Source organism: Tepidimonas charontis (assembly GCF_007556685.1).
In the GTDB taxonomy this organism is placed as follows: domain Bacteria; phylum Pseudomonadota; class Gammaproteobacteria; order Burkholderiales; family Burkholderiaceae_C; genus Tepidimonas; species Tepidimonas charontis.
Genome location: NZ_VJON01000075.1, coordinates 1 through 4,122 on the forward strand (window position 1 = coordinate 1; position 4,122 = coordinate 4,122).

A 4,122-nucleotide genomic window follows, 5' to 3' on the forward strand; every position below is an offset into this window, starting at 1 on the left:
CTCGGCCGCCGCGCTGGGCGCGCTTGCCGTCGCGCTACGCGCTCCTTCCAGCGCCCCCAGCGCAACCCCGCCATCCTTTCTCTCATTCAGCATTTCCAGCTCCTTTCTCAGACACGTCTGTTTACCCTAATTCCGTGTCCAAAAAAACTGCGGGCGGGGCAAATTCGTGCCTGGGTCATTCGGCGCTGCCGCAGTTCGACGATGAGCAATGCCTTGCTCGGCTCGATCGCCCGCGGCGAGCGCTTCGGCCGGGAAGATGCGTCGGTCAAGCCGCTGGCTCCTTCAGCCAGGTAGCGGCCCAGCCATTTGCGCGCAGTGCGCGGCGTCACGCCATGGCGTGAGGCCGCTACACAGGCCTTGAGCCCGTGCTGTGTCATCTCTTGAACCATCTGCAAGCGACGGGCGAAGGTAAGTCGGGCATTCTTATGGGTGTTCATCCGGCTGTTCCTGAAAGTGCTGGATTGTTTGGCAACTCCCAGTCTCCCAGACGCAGTCCGGGTGAACCGCAGATACAACCTATTGAAGCTTCACAGCTAATGGACAATCTGGGTTGAAGAGGTGCTGGAGATCGGTCGTGCGCTGGAGCAAGGCTGGCGGGAAGGAGCGAGCGGTACCAGGCGTCGACTCAGTGATCCGCAACCAGAAGCTGCTCGGCCAGTTCTTCCAGCTTGGCGACGAGCATGGCGCGGCGTTGGCGCCGCTCTTCGAGCCGCGTTTGCCACAGCGCAGCGCCTTGCGCGAGCGCTACGCCTGCCAACGCGGAGGCCGCACCCATGAGTGTGGCGTCCATGCGCTCACTCCAGCGCCAGTACCAGGCGCTTGCCCAGGGCGGCGGCGGCGCGCTCCAGTTGTTTGAGCGTGGGGTTGCCGGGGCGCGTGAGGCGCTGCGCGGCGGGCCAACTGGTGCCCATGGCGCGCGCCAGCTCCGACAGGGGCTTGCCCTGCTGGGCAAAGCGCACCAGCAGCGCGGCCTGCACCGGCGCATCGGGCACGGCCACCGGACGGCCTTCGGCGGGCGATGGCGGCGGCACGTCCTCGCCGCGCTCCAGCCGCAGCGCCAGCACCCCGGTGAGCACTTCTGCCGCAAGGAAAGCCGCCTGTTCCAGCGTCTCGCCCTCGGTGAAGGCTTCTTCCAGATCGACGAACTGCACCAGATAGCCGCCTTCGGGCTGCGGCTCGACGGTGTAAGAGTAAGCAATGTTCATGTGAGCCTGACTCCGCTTTGCCGTTCAATGGCCTTGATGAGACCAGCCGACAGATCGCGGCTGCCATGCACCGGCACCGGCACGCTGCGCGGCAGCCCCTCCTTGACCAGGATGTGGTGGCTGCCCTGGATGCGTGCCACCCGAAACCCGTGGCGTTGCAGCACCTTGATCACATCCTTGCCATTCATAGTGCGATGATATATCACAAAAGATAGATGTCAACCACCATCCTCTACCCCTACCAGCGCCGCTATCTGGCCGACGATGCCCGCTTCAAGGCCGGCATGTGGAGCCGCCAGACCGGCAAAACCTTCACCACCACGCTGGAGGCGGTGCTCGACGTGCTCGAGGCCGAGGCCGAGGGGCGGGTAAGCCGCTGGACGATCCTCTCCGTCTCGCGCGACCGGGCGCTCGATGCGATGGACAACGGGGTCAAGCTCCACCTGCGCGCCATCGGCGCGGCCTTTCGGGCGCTGGATGAGCCGCTGGATGTGGATGAGCTGGCCCACGTGGTGCGCATCGGCAGCCGCGGCAGCTACATCCGGGTGGTCACGGGGCGTCCGCAGAATAAGACCGTGACGCTGGGCTTGACGCCCACCGGAGCGGTGGCCTGGGTGGGCGACACCCTGCTCGTTGGCCCCAAGGCGCGGCGGCATGCCGCCAAGGGCGAGGCATTGGGGCGCGATGAATGGATGATGCTGCCCGAGCGGTTTCGTCGGGCGCAGTGGTATGAAGACCGGCAAACCGGCAATCTGGTGGCGCGGCTGGGCGACACGGCGGTCTATATCGACAAGGGTGGGCAGGTGGATTCGGTCTACCGCGACCCGCTCATCGAGCAGAAGACCGCCACGCAAAGATGGGTGGCGGTGAAGTGAGGGTGCCAGGATTCGAACCGGCCATCCGAGCCCACACCAAGTGGGATCACCCCCGCTTCACCTTGTTCAATGATAGCACATGATCATCAGGATCGACATCGACGACCGCGAAGTCACCCAGGCGCTGGAGCGGCTGCAACGCAAGGTGGCCGACCTCGCCCCGGCCATGCGCGACATCGCCGCAGCCGACAAGATACGGCGCGGCATCTGGATCAGAATGACATGAAAGCAGGCGGCGCCCGGTTCGAACGGGACATCCAGGCCTCCCCCAGGGAGGATCGCCGCCGCCCAACGAAAGGATAGCACATGATCGAGATCGACATCGACGACCGCGAAGTCACCCAGGCGCTGGAGCGGCTGCAACGCAAGGTGGCCGACCTCACCCCGGCGATGCGCGACATCGCCCAGGCGCTGGAGTCGGAGACCGAGCGCCGCTTCGATGTCGAAGGCCCCGGCTGGCCCGGACTTTCGCCCACGACCATCCGCCAGCGGGAAAAATCCGGCCACTGGCCGGGCAAGATGCTGCAAGTCAGCGGCGATCTGGCGCGCTCCATCGAATCGGAGGCCGGGCCGCGCCATGCGCTGGTGAGCGTCAACAAGCGCTACGCCGCCATCCACCAGTTCGGCGGCAAGGCCGGGCGCGGCCGAAACGTCACCATTCCGGCGCGGCCCTTTCTGCCCATCGATGCCGGCGGCGCGCTCACCGAGCCCGCGCGCGAGACCATCGGGGAGATCATCGCCAGGTATCTGGCCGGACGCTAAACCACGCGCCTTGTCGCGCGCAATGCGGGCAGACTGTACAATGATGCCATGAGCAACGTTCGCATCACCTACGACGGCCCGGCGCTGGATGCGCATGCCATGGACGTGCGCGCTCTGGCCCCCGCGCTGATGGCCTTTGGCGACCTATGTGAGCGCGGCCCGGCAGGATGAATAGTCAAAACAAACGCCCCTGCGCATCGTCCTGCGGCTCCGGCGCCCCCAGGATCGCCCAAACCCGCCGCTCGGAGAGCCGAAACCACCGCGCGATGTCCTGCACACGCTCGCCGTCGTCGTAGGCCGCCCGGATCTGCGCATCGCGGATGCGCCGCAGTTCGCCGCAGAGCTTGGGAATGTACAACCGCGTGCCGCCCGCGTAGCGCGCCAGCCGCTCTTGCGCCGCCAGCGGCAACTCCAGCAACGGCCCGTCCATCGGCACCTTGGCCGGGATATACAGATCCAGGCCGCCCGCCACCTGCGCCAGCGTCGCCAGCGCCTCGCGCCCGATCAGGCGCTCCAGATCATGCGCGGCCATCGCTCGATCCGATCCGGTACTCGAATCGCTCGCGCCCCACCCGGCGGCAGACCACCGGAATCCCGTTGGCGCGCAGCTCGGCGATGCAGCTATTGACGGCGCACACGCCAGCGCCGATCACGATATCGAGCGTGGAATACCAACGCCCGTCAGATAGCAGCTCCAGCACCCGCTGCAAGCGCGGCGAGCGATCCAGCCGCGCGGCACGAATACCTGCCATGTCGCACCTCCCGTGCGCGCTTCGGCCACAGCGCGTCAGGTGCCCTCATGATAGGGGTTTGCGCGCCACCAGCACAGTGCAGGCGTCGCGCAAATCCTTATCATGATCCCAGATTGTCCATTAGGAAACCTCTGCACAACCCATCCTATTCGTTCCAGAGGACGCGGTGATGGTAGACTTTGTTTCACATGACGGGATCAGGGGCAGATTTTGAGTTATTTTCCGCTCCACAAGCCCCTTTCGTGGGCCTCCTGAGGCCTCGTCGGCCCCCAGTGGCGCCGTGGCGGGCGCACTTATCCCGTTGCAGCCAACAAGGCCTTGCGCACCAGCCACAGATTGACCAGCGCAAACAGGACGTTGAGTTGCGCGCCGTTCTTGGCCAAGCCTCGATAGGGCGTCTTGCAGTAGCCAAACTGGCATTTGAGTACCCGAAACGGATGCTCGCCCTTGGCACGAATGCGCGCCTTGGTGCGTTCCAAGGCATCCATCACCTGGCCAAGAAAAGTGCTCTTGTCCAATGCCCGGCGC

General features: G+C 65.5%; 9 protein-coding genes and 2 pseudogenes. 4 read left to right on the forward strand and 7 right to left on the reverse strand.

What is annotated here, in order from left to right:
* Window positions 1–161 precede the first annotated feature (161 nt).
* The 4 genes and pseudogenes from Tchar_RS13195 to Tchar_RS13205 form a co-directional block, all read right to left on the reverse strand.
* Window positions 162–437 (reverse strand): annotated as a pseudogene (locus Tchar_RS13195) (leucine zipper domain-containing protein); the annotation flags it as partial.
* A gap of 188 nt (window positions 438–625) precedes the next feature.
* The gene (locus tag Tchar_RS13775) at window positions 626–790 is read right to left on the reverse strand and encodes a hypothetical protein (protein ID WP_161595541.1); all 165 of its coding nucleotides are present in this window, start codon (window positions 788–790) and stop codon (window positions 626–628) included.
* 4 nt (window positions 791–794) lie between these two features.
* Window positions 795–1,205 carry a type II toxin-antitoxin system HicB family antitoxin gene (locus Tchar_RS13200; RefSeq protein ID WP_144329448.1) on the reverse strand — a complete coding sequence of 137 codons (411 nt, stop codon included), beginning with the start codon at window positions 1,203–1,205 and terminating at the stop codon, window positions 795–797.
* Window positions 1,202–1,393 (reverse strand): type II toxin-antitoxin system HicA family toxin, encoded by a 192-nt coding sequence (locus Tchar_RS13205; protein ID WP_144329449.1) that lies wholly within the window; start codon window positions 1,391–1,393, stop codon window positions 1,202–1,204. Before Tchar_RS13205 ends, Tchar_RS13200 begins: the two co-directional genes overlap by 4 nt.
* 27 nt (window positions 1,394–1,420) lie before the next feature.
* On the opposite strand from Tchar_RS13205, the gene Tchar_RS13850 reads away from it, so the two are divergent.
* The 4 genes from Tchar_RS13850 to Tchar_RS14220 all read left to right on the forward strand — a co-directional run bounded on the left by Tchar_RS13850 (window position 1,421) and on the right by Tchar_RS14220 (window position 3,013).
* Window positions 1,421–2,080, forward strand: coding sequence for a hypothetical protein (locus tag Tchar_RS13850; RefSeq protein WP_201739382.1), 660 nt, complete (start codon window positions 1,421–1,423; stop codon window positions 2,078–2,080).
* Window positions 2,081–2,159: 79 nt separating this feature from the next.
* Window positions 2,160–2,306, forward strand: coding sequence for a phage virion morphogenesis protein (locus Tchar_RS13780; protein WP_161595542.1), 147 nt, complete (start codon window positions 2,160–2,162; stop codon window positions 2,304–2,306).
* A gap of 80 nt (window positions 2,307–2,386) precedes the next feature.
* Window positions 2,387–2,842, forward strand: coding sequence for a phage virion morphogenesis protein (locus Tchar_RS13215; protein ID WP_144329450.1), 456 nt, complete (start codon window positions 2,387–2,389; stop codon window positions 2,840–2,842).
* 48 nt (window positions 2,843–2,890) lie between these two features.
* A complete protein-coding gene (locus Tchar_RS14220; protein WP_268969095.1) occupies window positions 2,891–3,013 on the forward strand; it encodes a hypothetical protein in 123 nt (40 codons plus the stop codon).
* A 4-nt stretch (window positions 3,014–3,017) separates the two neighbouring features.
* Here the strand turns inward: Tchar_RS14220 and Tchar_RS13220 are convergent, their stop codons facing one another.
* From Tchar_RS13220 to Tchar_RS13230, 3 genes and pseudogenes are all read right to left on the reverse strand, one after another.
* Window positions 3,018–3,374: a Mor transcription activator family protein gene (locus tag Tchar_RS13220; protein WP_144329451.1), complete on the reverse strand. Its 357-nt coding sequence runs from the start codon at window positions 3,372–3,374 to the stop codon at window positions 3,018–3,020.
* Window positions 3,361–3,594, reverse strand: coding sequence for a hypothetical protein (locus Tchar_RS13225; protein WP_144329452.1), 234 nt, complete (start codon window positions 3,592–3,594; stop codon window positions 3,361–3,363). Before Tchar_RS13225 ends, Tchar_RS13220 begins: the two co-directional genes overlap by 14 nt.
* A 293-nt stretch (window positions 3,595–3,887) precedes the next feature.
* Window positions 3,888–4,122, reverse strand: a pseudogene (locus Tchar_RS13230) (IS5/IS1182 family transposase); the annotation flags it as partial.